This window comes from Larkinella rosea (genome assembly GCF_003858635.1).
Lineage (GTDB): Bacteria > Bacteroidota > Bacteroidia > Cytophagales > Spirosomataceae > Larkinella > Larkinella rosea.
In genome coordinates, this window is sequence record NZ_RQJO01000009.1 from 1094035 (window position 1) to 1110796 (window position 16762).

The window sequence follows — 16762 nt, forward strand, 5'->3', positions numbered from 1 at the left end:
TTCGACAAATAAACGTAATTCGCAAAGAATATTCTTAAATCCAACTATGCAAACGTACTGGGGTATCGATTTGGGCGGTACCAAAATTGAAGGAGTGGTGCTCTCGTCACCCTCGCCCGACGCCGTTGTGGTGCGTAAACGCATCGATACGGAAGCGGATAAAGGCTACCAACACATTGTCAGTCAGATTGCCAAGCTTGTTGATATACTGAAGGCTGAAACCGGTTACCAGCCTGACCACATCGGTTTTGGGACCCCCGGCACGTTCGACCCGGCCCGGCACGTCATGAAAGGCTGCAACACGACCTGCCTGAACGGAATGCCGTTGCCGCAGGAACTGGAGAAAACCCTCGGCATTCCGGTCACGATTGCGAATGATGCCAACTGTTTCGCTTTGGCCGAAGCCACGCTGGGTGCGGTTCCGGAAGTTGTTCCGGATTTTCGGGCGGTTTTTGGGGTAATCATGGGAACCGGCGTTGGAGGTGGCGTGGTTTTTCGCGGGAAAGATGGCCAGCCCTTTGTGCAAAACGGTTTGCAGGGCATTGGGGGCGAGTGGGGGCATATTACACTCGAAGAAAACGGCTACCCGTGTTACTGCGGCAAACGAGGCTGCAACGAGCAGGTGTTTTCCGGCCCGGCGCTCCAACGGTATTACAGCGACATCAGCGGTGAAAACCGCAAACTGAAAGAGATCGTCGAACGTCATTATGCCGGAACTGACCCCTACGCAACCCAAACCATCGACCGGCTTCTGGAAAACTTCGGGAAAGCGATTTCGGTCATTATCAACGTGTTGGACCCGGACGCCATCGTGTTAGGCGGGGGCGTTGGCAACATTGATCTGCTGTATACGGAAGGCGTCGAACGCGCCAAAAAATACGTCTTCAACGAAGGACGGCTGAGCACACACTTCCTGAAGCCCAAACTCGGCGATAGTGCCGGAGTTTTCGGAGCGGCCATGTTGTAGAAAAAAACGAAGAGTTACCAGTTAAAAGAGTAGATGTCAGCGATATCGTCAATGGTAACTCTTCATTCTCCTTTCGCCGGTTTTCGTTCGGCGATGACCCATCATTCCCGTAGTTAATTCTTCCGATACGTTGTCTCAACGAGACAACGATAGGGGCGGTTTTGCCCCCAGATTCTTCATTGAGCGTATCAGTTGATCCACAAAGAAAAGAGCCGGATTCGTTAAGATGCCGCGATAGGTTTTCGTTCGATTAAGCAACTTGTAACTAAAAGTAATTGCAAGTAACAATACTTGCTGGTTGCCAGGTAGCCTTCGAGAACAAAAAACACCCGTTAACTATCGCCATCACGTCAATCCAATGAAGAAACTCCTACTCATTCTGCTAACCGGACTCATCCTGTTTTCGCAAAACGCGTGTACGTCCCGAATCGCGATTTCGAAAAACACGCAACGATTGCATCATTCTGCCGAGCGCGTAGATCCGTACTATGAAATCAAATCCAAAAGCAAAAAGGCCAAAAACGGACTTTGGCTTGCTCCTGTCCTGGGGACGCTGGTGATCGGTACTTTGGGGTATTTTGGTGAGAATAAAGACAAAACGCCCTTCACGCCGGCTCAGCGCACCGATAATACCGTAAAATCAGCTGTGGCGGGTGCAGGAATCGGATTGTTTTTCGGCGGATTGGGTTTTTTGATCAACGAGAGAACGACGAAAGGATTTGAAAAAGTGAGCGCCAGCAATTTTGACAATTGGCTGACCAGCTACGGTCGTCGCAATCACCAGAATTACGTTCGGTACGATAAAGGTGATGCGATGCCACTCATCATTCCGAAGAATCAGGTAAAGAATTACGAAGCGGAAGAACGCCGGAAAGAGGAAGCGGCCGAACGCGAACGCCAGCGGATTCTGGCCGAAACCAAACGGCAGGAGGAGCAATACCAGTATAATCTGATGATGGCCGGAAAAAGTATCGACCTCGACGGCTATCTGACAAAACACAGCGACGGAGCGCATTATGCTGAAGTGAAGCGAATGGAACCGGTTTATCGCGCTTATCTGGCGGCCTTAAACGGCGGCTTGGCCGAAAGCCGGACCTACCTGGCTAATCCGTCCAATACGTTTTACCGGGAAAAAATCGCGCTCCGGGTCCGGCAAATCGATAATACGCTGGCCAATGCGCCCCTTCGCAAACAGGCGCTGGAGTCATTTTTAGGGATTCATAAACCGGTCAATTCGGTCGATTGCCAGAAAGCAATGGAGCGGGCAGCTGCTCAGAACGACGTGCTGGCCAACGCCTGGAAAGGCTTTTTTACCTACCTGGGGCTGGGCGGTTTTTCGGTTGATGAAGAAATGGGGATTGCGCTGGCGTACGAAAACATCCTGACCGATATGTTTAAAGACGCTTATAAAAACCGCGAAGCTGAAGTGCTGTCGATTGCCGGGCTGGCGGGTATCCACGAAAATAACGCGCAGATCATGTCTCTGACGCAGGATGCCGCCTACAAGCAAAACTATTTACCGGCGTATTACATTCTGGGAATTCAGGCCTACCAGGCAAAGGATTATACCAAAGCCATTGAAATTTTCAAGGACGCGCATAGCAAAGGAATGGGCAAGGCTGCGATGATGCTGGGGGTGATTTATGAGAATGAGGGATTTGGCGGAAAGAATGCCGAGACGGCCATCGAATGGTATAAGAAAGGCGTGGCCGCCAACGACGGCGATGCTGCGCTGAAAATGGCGGAAATGTATTATTCCGGCAAGCACTTCCCTCCGAATGCCGAGAAAACGCTGGAATGGGCCAAAATAGGTGCAGATCTGGGCCATACGGGTTCGATGGTATTTCTGGGAAAATTTCTAACGGAAGATCACCAGAACGTTAGTCGTGATACCAAACAGGCCCTGAACTATTACCGCGAAGCGGCCGACAAGGGCGATCGGGAAGCCATGTTTGCCCTCGGAATTTTGTCGTACGAAGGAAAAGCGCTCGGGTTTAAAGATGATAAACAGGCAGCCTATTGGATTCCCCGGGCTGCCGAAGCCGGGCAACCGCAGGCCATGGCGCTGGCTGCGAAGTTTTATGACGAGGGAACATTGCTGCCGAAAAATTCCATCAAAGCCCGTTTCTGGTATAACCAGGCGAAAGCCAAAGGAATCGGCAACGGCAGCTCGCAACCGAAAGTGGACTCGCCCCTGGAATCGATATTCCGGCATGGTGATTTTAGCCCGACCTACACGGTCGTGGAAGATTATTACGGCAACGTACAATCGGTGACGCCCAATCTGGGATCGGGCCTGATGGGCGGTTTGATCAGCGGTATGTTTGGAAGCTGGTTTGATCGGTACCAAAATCAGCAGACGACCATTAATGGGATGGAACACATTATGACCAAAAGCAATCGGAAAATTTACGCCGGTACAATCACCTCCCGCTTTCGGACACCCATCACATTGACCGCCGGGCAAAAGATTTCCTGCAAAACAACCGGTACGGTTTCGATGGGAACATTTGCCGGCAATTCGAGCGCCAATGGTTTGTATGACTCGATGTTGTCGGGCTATCGCATTACGTCGGCGGTGAACTTCGGGGCGGTGATGGGGCGAATCAATGAGGGACAATGGTTCAAACTTGGCACCGATTATAACGCGGAAGTTGAACAAAACGGACAACTGGAGCTCGGCGTAAATGACAGCGACTACGCCAGCCACCGGGGATATTTCGATATTCGAATTGAAATTAAAGATTAGGTCAAAAGAGCGGTTTTGAGTCGGTTAACCGGACAATGAAAACCGCATGGTCTTCATTCTCTATCCACCCCAATTGCCGTACGCGAAAGCAATCGATTTAGGAGTCAAAAATAAAGGCGAACCACTTGGCTCGCCTTTATTTTTGACTCCGTTATTGTAATTACCGCTGGCGGTTATTGCCCCCCTGTTGCCCACCGCCATCACCTCCGCCGTCTTTCACGTCGTCGTTGTTGACGGATTTTTTCCGCTTTTGGGGCTGATTGAAGCTCATTTTTCCGATCCGGTAACTAAATGTCAACCGCACACCCCGGTTGTAGAAGTAGTTGGTGTTGCTCTGCTGGAATGTCGGCGAACTGAGTTCCGTCCGCATTTTAAACCGGTTCGCCAGGAAGTTTTCGCCCGCTAGCCCCAGGCTCCCTTTGGTTTGGCCCTTGTCGTCCTTGAAATCTTTCTTGATCCCCAGCGTGTAAAAGCTAAAACCGGTTTGGTAACCCTGCAATTGCACGTTTCGTCCCTGCATAAAACCGAAGCCCTGAACACCCCAGCCGTTTTTCAGCGACAGGTTCGTAAACAACCGACCCGTCACGACCCAGCCCGAATTGCTGGCGTTCAAGGCTGCCGACGGACTGTTGTTGGTGATGTAGGAGTGATAAGCATCGAAACCGCCCCCTACCTGCCATTTCGAAGTAACGCTGACGTTCCCAAACACATTGGCACCGTAATTTTCCTTATGACCGATGTTCTGGTAAGTCGTCGTAATGACACCATCCTGACTTGTGGTGCGAACGCTCTCGATCGAGTTGTCGGTCCGGCGGGCAAACAGGGAAAGGTTCAGATAGGTTTTCTTGATGTTAGCGCTGGTGCTAAGCTCAATATTGTCAGTCAGTTCGGGCTCCAGGTACGGGTTGCCGAAGGTGATGTTCTGCGGGTTGGCCGCGTTCACGTTCGGATTCAGGAACTGGATACCGGGCCGCTGCAAGCGACGGTTGTACGCCAGTTTTACGATTTTACCCCCTTTCAGTGATTTCGAAATGTTGATGCTCGGCACCAGATTTCCGTAACTCGGAATATCAATGGATTGCCCTGGTGTTTCCGACCGGAAATTGGCGTCGATCATTGTGTATTCATACCGCGCTCCGGCCTTGATCGTGTATTTGGTTTTTGTGGTGTAGGTGTACGACAAATAAGTAGCGGCTACGTTCTGGTTGTAATCCAGACCATTGTTCGGACGTAGTGGGTTCTGGCCGTATTCACCATCCGGGCCGGTCGAAATGAAGTATTTATAGTCGCTGTCCACCTGCCGGAAAATTCCTTTGCCCCCAAATTCAATCTGCTGATTGGTTTTGATCGGCGTTTGGTAGTCGATCTGGATGGTCGATTCCTGATTATAACTCAGGTTGTCGTTCCGGTCGCGGCCCGAGATAATGGCCGTGTTGCCAAACAGCTCCGCTTCGTAATCGTTCGTCCGGTTGTTGCGGCTGAACTGCGTCAGAATGCTTAATTCCTGCTGCGGTTTTTTAAACGTCCGCGTGTAGTCGACGTTTAGATCGACGGTTCCCGACAGGTTTTTCAAATCCACATCCCGGCGCGACGTTTGTCCCGGAATCAGACCACCCGGAAACAGGAGCGTGGTCAGGTTTTGCGACGTTTTACCGTTCTGGGCTCCATAGCGTAATGACGCAGTAATGCTTTGGTTTTTAGCAATATCATAGTCAAAACCTAACTGGTAATTTCCGAAAATGAACTGGTTTTTCGAATCGCTCATTTGCCGGGTTTCGGTCGTAACGCCATCGACAAAACTGCGTTGCGTATTTTCTGACTTCCCGATCAGGTTGTAGTTCGCCCGGCCAAAACCGCCCAGCGAAAAGCCCATTTTTCCGGCGCGGTAGTTCCCGTTCAGGCCCAGGTTCGAACCCCGGTTTCCAACCCCGGCATCGACGTTCAGCGTCAAACCCTGCAGGGTGTTTTTCTTGGTAATGATGTTGATGATCCCGGCCGAACCTTCCGCATCGTATTTGGCCGAGGGGGACGTAATGACCTCCACCGACTTGATCATGTCGGCCGGAATTTGCTTCAATGCATCGCCCACGCTGGCGGCTACGATGGTCGACGGTTTGTTGTTAATCAGAACCCGCACGTTGCTGCTGCCGCGCAGCGACACATTTCCGTCGAGATCGACCGACAGCATCGGCACTTTCCGCATCACTTCCGCAGCATCACCGCCTTTGTTGGTAACATCTTTATCGGCATTGTAGACCAGCCGATCCACTTTTTCTTCCAGCACCGCAGCCTGCCCGACAACGTTTACTTCTTTCAGCGTTCGAACGTCCGGTGCCAGCGTTACATTGCCAACATTAATATCCGTGCCACGTTCAATTTTCAGCTTACCGGTTTCTTTGTTTTTATACCCCAGAAACGATACCTGCAACCGGTATTCGCCCGGCAGGAGCTTGGTCAGCGAGAACTTCCCTTTTTCATCGCTGGTCGTGCCATCGACGGGTTTGCCGGTTTGTACACTAAGCAGGGCAATCGTGGCAAATTCAACGGGTTTGTTGGTTGTGGAATCGATCAGAATACCGGTGATCTTTCCATTACCACGCGGAGCTTCGGGATTGACCGTTCCGGGAATGACGGTTGCCGGACGGGCACCTCCCTGGGGCGGCCCCGCAGGAGGTTGGGCAAACGAAAAGGTGGAACATAAAATAGTAATAAAAAGTATTAACTTTTTCATAATTCTGATATAGTATTGAGTAGGATGCTGAATCGGGGCGATTAAATAGAACTATACAAAGATATTGCTAACTTCAGTCAATAAGACAACCGGGTTGACTACAGTTCTTTTAATTGGGTGGAACGGCAAAATCACAACCGCAGATGGTACAGGAAATGGATGAACGGATAGCACCGGTTTTGTAAAATTCATGCCCAAATGTACGGTAGTTGTTGGGCTTCGGCACCTGTTATTCGACGAATGGCGGATTTTTGGGGATGAACCCGGCGTATTTTAGGGCCGGGTAAAATGAGCATTGAGTCGACTTGTTTGAGCGGCATGTAAGCCGGATGAGTGGGGAGATAATCGCTACACAGCGGTTTCCAATTGCTCCAGTTCCTGCATATGTTCCCGTAATTCCTTGCCAATCTTGTCTTCAAAAACAGTGAAAATCCAGCGGGCGACCGCATAGAGCAGCAGGATCAGCAAGGCCTGAAAACCCAGAAACAGACTGATTTTAGTGATACTATACGACTCCCATTTCCGGGCCACCATTGAAACGGCAAACAAAAAACCGGACAGCATGCAAAGCAGCCAGATTCGGGACAAGGTAGCCTCTGCTTTTTCGTGCCAGTTAAGAACCGTCTTCAGGCTATCGTGGAGATTCCGGCGACTCAGGTTGACCCGGTTCAACTGGCGGTAATTTTTCACGGCCACCGTCAGCGCGACCACCGCCAGCAGAATATACATTCCGGCTGGGATGTAAAAATACCAGTGGGTGTAATCGAACGCATTGCCGATAATGGCCGCCGAGAAGAAGGCAATAACCGCCGTCATCAAGATGCTGGCCCGTAAAAGCTTTCGTTCCATTTTCGCCAGCGTGCCTTCCGAACGATCTTTGATCATCAGAAAAATTAGTTGTTCGCTTAATTTCTGGCCGGCATTCATTTTTTCATCGTAAGCCTTCCAGGTCGACTTTAGTTCATCGAGGTTCATTTTGTTGATTGTTAACGGGTTGCAGATTTAATTAGTTTTTCCAATTTTGATTTGATTCGGTTCAGCTTGACGCCTACGTTGGATTTGGAAATACCGAGAATCAGGGCCATTTCGTCGTAACTTTTGTCTTCCAGATAGAGTGTAATGACGGCTTTTTCGATGGGCGAAAGCTGGGCGATGGTGGTATAAAGAAGATTTATTTCTTCGCTAAAATGGTCGTCATTTAAATCCGGAATTTGAAATTCAATGGCAGAGAACGAAACCGGTAGCGGTTTTCCGACTCGTTTCCGGAAATTGGTAATGGCGGTATTGAGCGCAATCCGGTACATCCAGGTCGTTGCGGCCGATTCGTTTTTAAAGGCTGGATAGGCTTTCCAGAGCTGCAGAACAATCTCCTGAAAAAGATCCTTCCGGTCTTCAGAATCGTTGCAATACAGCGAGCAAACCTTATACAGAATGCCGGGATGACGGTTCAATAAGTTGACAAATTCCTTTTCCATTTCGGATTCTTGGGCTTTCACGATGTTAGTCGCGGGGAAAGAGGAATTATTACAGATTTGACAAAAAAAGAGAATATAAACCAAAATCAGGAGCAGTGGTTTACTAAGCATCCATTTGGCAATTGATGAAAAAAGAGCGAGCGAAATTTGATTACAGTCTCCATTACAAAGCGTTAAATCTTCGTGAACAGCCTGAGTTGTACCGGGTTGGCAAAGGAGAGCAGGGCGTGTTGCTGGTAGAACCGTATAAATCAGAGATTTTACCGCATTGGCGGTTTAAAACCCCGGACATTGCCCGGGCGTCGTCAGAGACGATTTATGAACTCTTTCTGGAGTACAAACAAAACGGCGATTTTGTGGGTATGGACATGGCTCGGAAGTTTTTGCAAATGGGCGTGACGCGTTCCCGACGCTATGCCAACCATAAAACCGGTCAGAAATACCATGGTCCGGTGCCCAACGATAAAAAAGGCCGCAGCGGAAGCCACGGCCGTGATACTTTACCTTTGGATACCGATCCGGTCAAAGCCGAAAGTGCCGCCATTTTCCGCGAAAAATACCTCCTCGCCCGCGAAGACGCTGATTACCAGCGCATGCGAAAGGAATGGCAGGAGAAATTTGGATAAAGAGAGGAAAAAAGGAGGAAAGGAAGAGAGGAAAACTAAATAACTTAACCCTTTTTCCTTTCCTCCACTCCTCCTTTTTCCTCTTCCTACTTCCCTTGCGCTTCCACCACCGCGATGGCCACCATGTTGACGATTTCGCGTTCGGAACTACCCAACTGCAGAACGTGTACCGGTTTTCGCAGACCCAGCAAAATGGGGCCGATGGCGTCAAAACCGGCGGATTCCGTCATGAGGTTGTAAGCGATGTTCGACGCTGATAAGTTTGGGAAAATCAGCGTGTTGGCTCCCTCTTCCACCAGCTTGCTGAACGGGTGATTGAGTTTCAGCAAATCGGTATTGAAAGCAAGGTGAGCCTGAATTTCTCCGTCGACGATCATCTCCGGGTGTTTGCGTTGCAGAATTTCAACGGCCTGGTTCATTTTCTGCGCATCATCGCCTTTGGCACTACCGAAGTTGGAATACGAAACCAGCGCAATCCGGGGTTTGATGTTAAACCGCTCGACGGCTTTAGCGGTTAGTTCCGTAATTTCGACGATTTCGTCGACCGTCGGATTGAAGTTGACCGTCGTATCCGAGAAAAACAGCGGGCCGCGTTTGGTGAGCAGAATGTACATCCCGGCCACTTTTTTCACCCCGGCTTCTTTGCCGATCACCTGCAAGGCCGGACGAATCGTATCGGGGTAATTGCGCGTCAGGCCCGAAATAACCGCATCCGCTTCCCCGGCTTCGACCATCATTACCCCGAAATAATTCCGGTAATACATCTCTTTCTTCGCTTCGGTTGCGTTGACACCTTTGCGTTTTCGTTTCTCGTAATACAGCTCGCTGAATTTCTGAATCAGTTCGTCCTGTTCCGGGGCGCGAGGATCCAGAATCGGAATATTGGCTAAATCGAGGTTGTTTTCGGTGATCAGCGACCGAATCCGGCTAACTTCACCCAACAGAATGGGGAACGCAATGCCTTCATCCCGAACCTGTTGAGCGGCTTTTAGCACTTTTAAATTTTCGGCGTCAGCAAAAACGACCCGCTTGGGATTCGATTTGGCTTTGTTGAGAATTACCCGCGAAATCTGGTTGTCCTGCCCCAGTCGCCGGGCCAATTGTTGTTCGTACGCGTCCCAGTCTTCGATTGGGTGTTTGGCCACGCCCGAATCCATGGCTGCCTGAGCAACAGCCGGAGCGACGGTGGTTAGCAGACGCGGATCGACCGGTTTTGGAATGATGTATTTCCGGCCAAACATCAGGTTCGATTCACCGTAGGCCAGGTTAACCAGATCGGGTACGGATTTCTTCGCCAGATCGGCCAGCGCACGAACGGCAGCCAGTTTCATCGCTTCATTGATTTCCGTGGCCCGTACGTCCAGCGCTCCCCGGAAAATGAACGGGAAGCCGAGTACGTTATTGACCTGGTTGGGGTAATCGGAACGACCCGTCGCCATGATGATATCGGGCCGGGCTTCGATGGCTTCGGGATATGAGATTTCGGGTGTTGGATTGGCCATTGCAAAAACGATCGCGTCTTTCGCCATCGAGCGCACCATGTCCTGTGTCACAACATTTCCTTTCGATAAACCGATAAAGACGTCCGCACCGACCATTGCCTCCTGAAGCGTGTTTAAATCGCGGGAGGTAACGAACTGACTTTTGCGTTCATCGAGGTCGGTCCGATCGGGACGAATGACGCCCTTACTATCGCACATGACGAAATTTTCGACTTTCGCCCCCAACGCAATGTAGAGTTTCGAGCAGGAAATGGCGGAAGCACCCGCACCATTGACCACAATTTTGACGTCGGCAATTTTTTTACCAATGATTTCGAGTGCATTCAGCAAAGCAGCCGCCGAGATGATCGCGGTTCCGTGCTGATCGTCGTGCATCACGGGGATATGCAGCTCTTTCTTGAGCCGCTCTTCGATTTCGAAACATTCCGGGGCTTTGATGTCCTCCAGATTGACGCCACCGAAGGTCGGTTCCAGAATTTTAACGGTGCGGACGAACTCGTCTACATTTTTGGTATTGAGTTCAATGTCAAATACATCGATGTCGGCGTAAATTTTAAACAGCAGCCCTTTTCCTTCCATCACCGGTTTTCCGGCTTCGGGCCCGATGTCGCCCAGACCCAAAACCGCACTTCCGTTGCTGATGACGGCCACCAGATTTCCTTTGGCCGTATATTTATAGACGTCTTCGATGTTTTCGGCAATGGCCAGACACGGCTCGGCCACGCCTGGCGAATAAGCAAGAGTCAGGTCACGTTGGGTGCTATATTCTTTCGTCGGGATAACTTCGATTTTACCCGGACGGCCCTTGGCGTGGTATTCAAGGGCATCTTCCCGGCGGATTTTCTTCTCCATAAAGCAATGTGTCAGGGGTGTTCTGTGGAATAAAGATGGTGGAATTTCGGCGCTGTTTTGAATTGCAACCGCTTTTTTAATTTTTTAAGGGTATGATTCGGGCCGCAAGGTAAGGAAAAAAGTAGCTTTCAGTGTGCAATAAAATAAGATGACCCGCCACAAGAGCGGGTCATCCATTATTCAGAGAAGGTAGTAGATTTAGATCAAATAGGTACAGCGAATTTAGAGTTGAGCCTTGGCAGTAGCCGTCGGAGGTAAAGTAGTTTTGGCAATGGACTGATCAATGAATGCTCCACGGTTTTCCTGCATCAGCATGTGAACCGGGTTAATTTTGGGCAACACCTGCTCGTATTGAAATCGCCAAAAGGACATTGCTGCGATCAGGAGCGAAAGAACCGACAACTGAATAATTTGCCAGCGCGATAATTTCAAAGTAGGCCAGGTACGGGTTTGGGTTAGGTGACTCATTAGCGATACAGTAAGGTTTAGGGAAATACGTGGTTACGGTTATTACCTTATTTATCGGTGGATGTGTTAATAAGTCAAAAATAAAAACAATTGATAAATAATGCCAATTTTTCTCTAAAAATTACCAAAAAAATATCCAATCCTGGTTGGTTGAATTGCCAGACAGGATTGGATATTTTTCTTTACTCTTAAGTGGTTCAAAACCTGCGGTTTGTCAATGCGCAGTCCGTTTGCGGTTTCGGATGTAAATATACAGGAATGTAAATGCAACGATCAGGATGATGGGGAAGGAGGTCATCCGAAGCAGGGTTGCCTGTCCGGCGGCCAGTTCCAGTTCGTCGCCAGAAAGTCCCAAGGCTGCTTTCTCAACCCGGTCGGCATCAATCCATCCACCAATGATGGGTTGGAAAATGGCCGTTGAAAACATGCCGACGCCACCCACGATCGACATACCGAGGGCACCGCTCAAGGGAATACGCTCAGCCACAAAACCAATCATGGTTGGCCAGAAATAACAAACACCAATGGCAAAGAAAACCGCAGCGATGTAGGCAGCAGCTCCGGTTTGGGTACTAAAGAGATAAATACCGATGGTAGCAAAAACCGCCGAACCCAACAGAACGCCGGTTTGGTCGAGCCGGTGAATGATCGGACCGGCGAAATACCGTCCGATCGCCATCAGACCGGTTACCAGCGCCAGAATCAACATTGGGCTGGCTCCGCTCTTGCTCATGATCAGACCGACCCACTGCTGTGGACCGAACTCAGAGATGGCCGTAAAGGCCATGCAACAAAAGATGAAAATGTACAGGAACGTGCCCATCGCCTTAAAGTTCTTCGACAGCGACGTAACACCTTCAACCTGCGGTTTTGGGAAAGCCTGTCCGAAATACAGGAACACGTAGATCAGGGTCGGGATCATGATGATCCAGATTTGGGCCTGCCAGGGTTGACCCGCGTCGGTCATAAATTTAGAAATCAGGCTACCCAATACGATACCACCCGGGAACCACATGTGAAACCGGCTCAGCATTTTGTTCATTTTTTCGCCCACGTACATGTCCGCAATCATCGGGTTACAGGCCGCTTCCGTACAACCATTCCCGAAACCGATGAAGAAGGTAGAGATCAATAAACCGGTGTAACCGCCCGAATAAATGGTCAGCAGAATTCCCAGTGTGTGGGCAACAAACGCTACCATCATAATGATCCGGGGACCAACGGAGTGATAAACCAATCCGCCGATGATCATTGAAATGGGAAATCCGAAGAAGAACATCGAATTGATAAACCCTAACTGCGTAGCAGTTAGCCCAAACTCCGTACCCAACTGGGGCAAAATACCCGCCCGGATACTGAAGGAAAAGGCGGTGGTAATGAGCGCAAAGCAACTGGCGTTAAAAAGTCGGCTTTGGTTGACAGGCGAGGTCGCCATAGCGGTCTGCATAAAAAAGTTGTAGGGGTTTAGTTGAAAAAATTTCGGTCAATACTAAGTTTTATTGATGGGAAATATACAAAATTTCCGAAAAATAAGTGAATCTGTTAATTTCCCGGCCAAAATCTTCTGATTTTTAAATTTCAGATTTTTGACTGGGGACTAGTAGGAACTGATTTTCTAAACCTTCACCTTTCAGGAACCCGAAATATCCAGTCAGAAAATCAACAATTCTAACCAAACCTTCAGTATTACAAATATTATGGCGCACAGAAAAATGCGGATGGGCATGATTGGCGGTAGCCTGGAAGCCTTTATTGGGGCTGTCCACCGTCGGGCCGCCGTTTTCGACGGGGAAATTGAACTCGTCTGCGGGGCGTTTAGCTCCAATCCGGAAAAATCAAAGGCGACGGGACACGCGCTGTATTTACCCGACGAGCGTGTCTACGGTAGTTTTGAGGAAATGATTTTAAAAGAGAAAGAATTGCCGGAAGGGGAACGCATGGATTTTGTGTCGATTGTGACACCGAACCACATGCACTTTCCACCGGCTAAGCTGGCTCTTGAAAACGGTTTTCACGTGGTTTGTGATAAGCCGATGACCCTGAATCTGGCGGAAGCTCGTGAACTGGCCCGGATTGTCGAAGAAACCGGTAAACTGTTTTGTCTGACGCACAATTACACGGGTTATCCGATGGTGAAAGAGGCCCGCGAGATGGTGCGGAGTGGCAAATTGGGCAAGTTGCGGAAAGTGGTGGTCGAATACCCGCAAGGCTGGCTGTCGAAGCTGGAAGAAGCCACAACGTACAAGCAGGCTATCTGGCGTACCGACCCGGCACAGTCGGGTGCGGCTGGTTGCATGGGTGACATTGGCACACACGCCGAAAACCTGGCGGAATACATTACGGGTTTGAAAATTACCGAGTTGTGTGCTGACCTGACCATTTTTGTGCCGGGTCGCAAACTCGACGATGATGGCAATGTGTTGCTTCATTTTGAAAACGGCGTCAAGGGGGTTCTGCACGCCAGCCAGATTGCCAACGGCGAAGAGAACGCACTGAACATCCGGATTTACGGTGAACTGGGCGGTTTGGAGTGGCGTCAGATGGAGCCGAATACGCTGATTTACAAAACGCAGGAAGGCCAGCGGATTTTCCGCCCATCGGTCGGAGATTTGTCACCGGTGGCCAAAGCGCACATCCGGGTGCCGTCTGGTCACCCTGAAGGCTTCTTCGAAGCGTTTGCCAATCTGTATCGCAACTTTGCCGTTACGCTGCGCAGTAAAATGGAAGGCAAGGAGCCCGATCCGATCTATGCCGATTTCCCCTCGGCCGAAGACGGCATCCGCGGGCTGGCCTTCATCGAAACCGTCATCCAGTCGAACCAGTCTTCTGAAAAGTGGACGAAATTTATTGAGTGAAATTAAGTTGTTTCGCGGAGTTTAGCTGAGAGAAAAGGAGTCAAGCGGAGATTATATAGAACTCTGCTTAACTCATTAACCTCCGCTTCGCTCCGCGAAACAACTCCTTTTTAACCTTTAAAACATTACTTTAAATCTCACAAATGGAAAAAATCAAAGTTGGTGTAGTTGGTACGGGCTTCATTGGTCCGGCTCACATTGAAGCCCTGCGTCGGCTTCCGAACGTCGAGGTCGTTGCGCTTTGCGAAGTGACCGCCGAACTGGCCCGGCAAAAAGCCGATGCGCTCGGCATTGCCCGTTCCTACACCTTTGACGAATTGCTCAAACAGGACGACATCCAGAGTGTACACATCTGTACGCCCAACTTCCTGCACTACTCGCAATCGAAAGCGGCTTTGGCAGCCGGTAAGCATGTTATCTGCGAAAAACCGCTCGCCAAAGACCTCAAAGAAGCCGAAGAACTGGTTGAACTGGCGGCTCAATCGGGGCTGGTGAATGCCGTACACTTCAATCTGCGGTATTATCCGCTGGCGCGTCAGATGCGGGTGATGCGTCAGAAAGGCGATCTGGGCGAAGTCTACTCGGTGATTGGTTCGTATTTGCAGGACTGGCTTTTCTACAACACCGACTACAACTGGCGGCTCGAACCCGACAAGTCGGGCGATTCGCGGGCCATTGCCGACATCGGTTCGCACCTGATGGATATTCTGGAATACATTACCGGTCTGAAAACCGTTGCCGTATTGGCCGATTTCAATACCATTCACAAAACCCGGAAAAAACCGCTGAAAGCCGTTGAAACGTATTCGGGCAAGATGCTGCAACCGGAAGATTACGCCGATGTGCCCATCAATACCGAAGACCACGCCAACGTGCTGCTGCGGTTCGACAACGGAAATAAAGGCGTTATCACGGTTTCACAGGTGTCGGCGGGTCGCAAAAACCAGATGAAACTGGAGATTGCCGGTTCGAAGAAAACGTTTGCCTGGAACTCGGAAGCGCCGAACGAAATGTGGATCGGAAACCGCGACGGTTACAACGAAAACCTGATGCGCGACCCGTCGCTGCTGTATTCCGAAGCGCGTTCGGTCGTTTCCTTCCCCGGTGGTCACAACGAAGGTTTCCCCGACACCTCGAAGCAACTTTTCAAAGAAGTATACGACGCTATTGCCACTGGCAAACAGCCCGAAAACCCCACTTTTCCCACCTTCGCCGACGGCTACCGCGAGCTTTTGATTTGCGAAAAAATTCTGGAATCGAACCGGAGTCAGGGGTGGGTAGAAATTTAATTTTGAATGAGTGGTTGATGGACATTCTATCAATCACTTAATCACTCAACCACTAACTCACTTAATAAAAATGAAAACGATCAAAGGACCTGCGGTCTTTTTAGCTCAGTTTTTAGGGGATACCGCACCCTTCAATTCCTTGGATTCGATTGCCAAATACATGGCCGATTTGGGCTATAAAGGGATTCAGTTACCGACCTGGGACCCCCGGGTGATTGACCTGAAAAAAGCGGCCGAAAGCACGACGTATTGCGATGAACTGAAAGGCAAACTGAAGGACATCGGGGTGGAAATCACCGAACTGTCGACGCACCTTCAGGGACAATTGGTCGCGGTTCATCCGGCGTATGCGTCGATGTTCGACGGTTTTGGGCCGGGCGAACTGGCGGGCAAACCGAAAGAACAGCAGGAGTGGGCCGTTCAGCAATTGAAATGGGCCGCCAAAGCGAGCCAGAATCTTGGTTTGACGTCGCACGTTACGTTTTCCGGGGCGTTGTTGTGGCCCTTCGTTTACCCGTGGCCGCAACGTCCGCAGGGACTGGTGACCACGGCTTTCCAGGAACTGGCCAACCGCTGGAAGCCCATTCTGGATGCGTTCGATGAATCGGGCGTCAATGTTGGTTACGAATTGCACCCCGGTGAAGATTTGCACGACGGGATTACATTTGAAATGTTTCTCGATGCCGTTGGTGGTCACAAACGGGCGGGGATCAACTACGATCCGAGCCACTTTGTGTTGCAACAGCTTGATTACCTGCAATTCATCGATTTCTACCACGACCGGATTTATGCTTTCCACGTCAAAGATGCCGAGTTCAATCCAACCGGTAAGCAGGGCGTTTACAGCGGTTATCAGGGCTGGGTCGAGCGGGCCGGGCGGTTCCGTTCGCTGGGCGATGGCCAGGTCGATTTCGGCGGAATTTTCAGCAAACTGTCGCAATACGACTATGACGGCTGGGCGGTTCTGGAATGGGAATGCGCCATCAAACACCCCGAACAGGGCGCGGCCGAAGGTGCACCGTTTATCGAAAGCCACATCATTCGCGTAACGGAGCACGCTTTCGACGATTTCGCCGGAACCGGTGCGGACGAAGCATTCAACAAGAAATTGCTGGGCTTATAATTTGGTGGGGGAGAGTTGTCTTCAGGTTCTGGTTGTCAGGATCTAAGTACAATTCTCCCTCCAATTTTAAAACCACCCCTGGATTTTGACAGTTTAAAGCATCAAACTTCCATTCGTAAAAAACC

At 50.2% G+C, this 16762-nt stretch carries 12 protein-coding genes; 6 read left to right on the forward strand and 6 right to left on the reverse strand.

All coding sequences use genetic code 11. The features are described from left to right. Positions 1-46 precede the first annotated feature (46 nt). Complete coding sequence (locus EHT25_RS20295; protein WP_124876945.1) at positions 47-967, forward strand: ROK family protein; 921 nt, start codon at positions 47-49, stop codon at positions 965-967. A gap of 358 nt (positions 968-1325) precedes the next feature. After that, complete coding sequence (locus EHT25_RS20300) at positions 1326-3716, forward strand: tetratricopeptide repeat protein (protein WP_124876946.1); 2391 nt, start codon at positions 1326-1328, stop codon at positions 3714-3716. 160 nt (positions 3717-3876) lie between these two features. On the opposite strand, the gene EHT25_RS20305 is transcribed toward EHT25_RS20300, so the two are convergent. From EHT25_RS20305 to EHT25_RS20315, 3 genes are all read right to left on the reverse strand, one after another. Next, positions 3877-6447, reverse strand: coding sequence for a TonB-dependent receptor (locus EHT25_RS20305; RefSeq protein ID WP_124876947.1), 2571 nt, complete (start codon positions 6445-6447; stop codon positions 3877-3879). Between the two features lie 348 nt (positions 6448-6795). Next, positions 6796-7422 carry a hypothetical protein gene (locus EHT25_RS20310; protein WP_124876948.1) on the reverse strand — a complete coding sequence of 209 codons (627 nt, stop codon included), beginning with the start codon at positions 7420-7422 and terminating at the stop codon, positions 6796-6798. A gap of 11 nt (positions 7423-7433) precedes the next feature. Next, a complete protein-coding gene (locus EHT25_RS20315; protein ID WP_229311678.1) occupies positions 7434-7943 on the reverse strand; it encodes an RNA polymerase sigma factor in 510 nt (169 codons plus the stop codon). A 104-nt stretch (positions 7944-8047) separates the two neighbouring features. Here EHT25_RS20315 and EHT25_RS20320 point away from each other — a divergent pair, with 104 nt between their 5' ends. After that, complete coding sequence (locus EHT25_RS20320; protein ID WP_124876949.1) at positions 8048-8548, forward strand: DUF4385 domain-containing protein; 501 nt, start codon at positions 8048-8050, stop codon at positions 8546-8548. An 86-nt stretch (positions 8549-8634) separates the two neighbouring features. Here EHT25_RS20320 and EHT25_RS20325 read toward each other — a convergent pair whose 3' ends face one another. The 3 genes from EHT25_RS20325 to EHT25_RS20335 form a co-directional block, all read right to left on the reverse strand. Further along, positions 8635-10902, reverse strand: a complete 2268-nt coding sequence (locus EHT25_RS20325) for an NADP-dependent malic enzyme (RefSeq protein ID WP_124876950.1) — start codon at positions 10900-10902, stop codon at positions 8635-8637. Between the two features lie 222 nt (positions 10903-11124). After that, the gene (locus EHT25_RS20330) at positions 11125-11370 is read right to left on the reverse strand and encodes a hypothetical protein (RefSeq protein ID WP_124876951.1); all 246 of its coding nucleotides are present in this window, start codon (positions 11368-11370) and stop codon (positions 11125-11127) included. 214 nt (positions 11371-11584) lie between these two features. After that, positions 11585-12817, reverse strand: a complete 1233-nt coding sequence (locus tag EHT25_RS20335; RefSeq protein WP_229311679.1) for an MFS transporter — start codon at positions 12815-12817, stop codon at positions 11585-11587. Between the two features lie 271 nt (positions 12818-13088). Here EHT25_RS20335 and EHT25_RS20340 point away from each other — a divergent pair, with 271 nt between their 5' ends. The 3 genes from EHT25_RS20340 (at position 13089) to EHT25_RS20350 (ending at position 16637) form a co-directional block, all read left to right on the forward strand. Then, positions 13089-14225 (forward strand): Gfo/Idh/MocA family protein, encoded by a 1137-nt coding sequence (locus EHT25_RS20340; protein WP_124877124.1) that lies wholly within the window; start codon positions 13089-13091, stop codon positions 14223-14225. Positions 14226-14368: 143 nt separating this feature from the next. Continuing rightward, the gene (locus EHT25_RS20345; protein ID WP_124876952.1) at positions 14369-15514 is read left to right on the forward strand and encodes a Gfo/Idh/MocA family protein; all 1146 of its coding nucleotides are present in this window, start codon (positions 14369-14371) and stop codon (positions 15512-15514) included. Positions 15515-15584: 70 nt separating this feature from the next. Beyond that, complete coding sequence (locus EHT25_RS20350; RefSeq protein WP_124876953.1) at positions 15585-16637, forward strand: sugar phosphate isomerase/epimerase family protein; 1053 nt, start codon at positions 15585-15587, stop codon at positions 16635-16637. Positions 16638-16762 lie beyond the last annotated feature (125 nt).

Coding starts and splice junctions, on each gene's coding strand:
- EHT25_RS20295 (WP_124876945.1), top strand. CDS start 47: ATGCAAACGTACTGGGGTATCGATTTGGGCGGTACCAAAATTGAAGGA.
- EHT25_RS20300 (WP_124876946.1), top strand. CDS start 1,326: ATGAAGAAACTCCTACTCATTCTGCTAACCGGACTCATCCTGTTTTCG.
- EHT25_RS20305 (WP_124876947.1), bottom strand. CDS start 6,447: ATGAAAAAGTTAATACTTTTTATTACTATTTTATGTTCCACCTTTTCG.
- EHT25_RS20310 (WP_124876948.1), bottom strand. CDS start 7,422: ATGAACCTCGATGAACTAAAGTCGACCTGGAAGGCTTACGATGAAAAA.
- EHT25_RS20320 (WP_124876949.1), top strand. CDS start 8,048: ATGAAAAAAGAGCGAGCGAAATTTGATTACAGTCTCCATTACAAAGCG.
- EHT25_RS20325 (WP_124876950.1), bottom strand. CDS start 10,902: ATGGAGAAGAAAATCCGCCGGGAAGATGCCCTTGAATACCACGCCAAG.
- EHT25_RS20330 (WP_124876951.1), bottom strand. CDS start 11,370: ATGAGTCACCTAACCCAAACCCGTACCTGGCCTACTTTGAAATTATCG.
- EHT25_RS20335 (WP_229311679.1), bottom strand. CDS start 12,817: ATGCAGACCGCTATGGCGACCTCGCCTGTCAACCAAAGCCGACTTTTT.
- EHT25_RS20340 (WP_124877124.1), top strand. CDS start 13,089: ATGGGCATGATTGGCGGTAGCCTGGAAGCCTTTATTGGGGCTGTCCAC.
- EHT25_RS20345 (WP_124876952.1), top strand. CDS start 14,369: ATGGAAAAAATCAAAGTTGGTGTAGTTGGTACGGGCTTCATTGGTCCG.
- EHT25_RS20350 (WP_124876953.1), top strand. CDS start 15,585: ATGAAAACGATCAAAGGACCTGCGGTCTTTTTAGCTCAGTTTTTAGGG.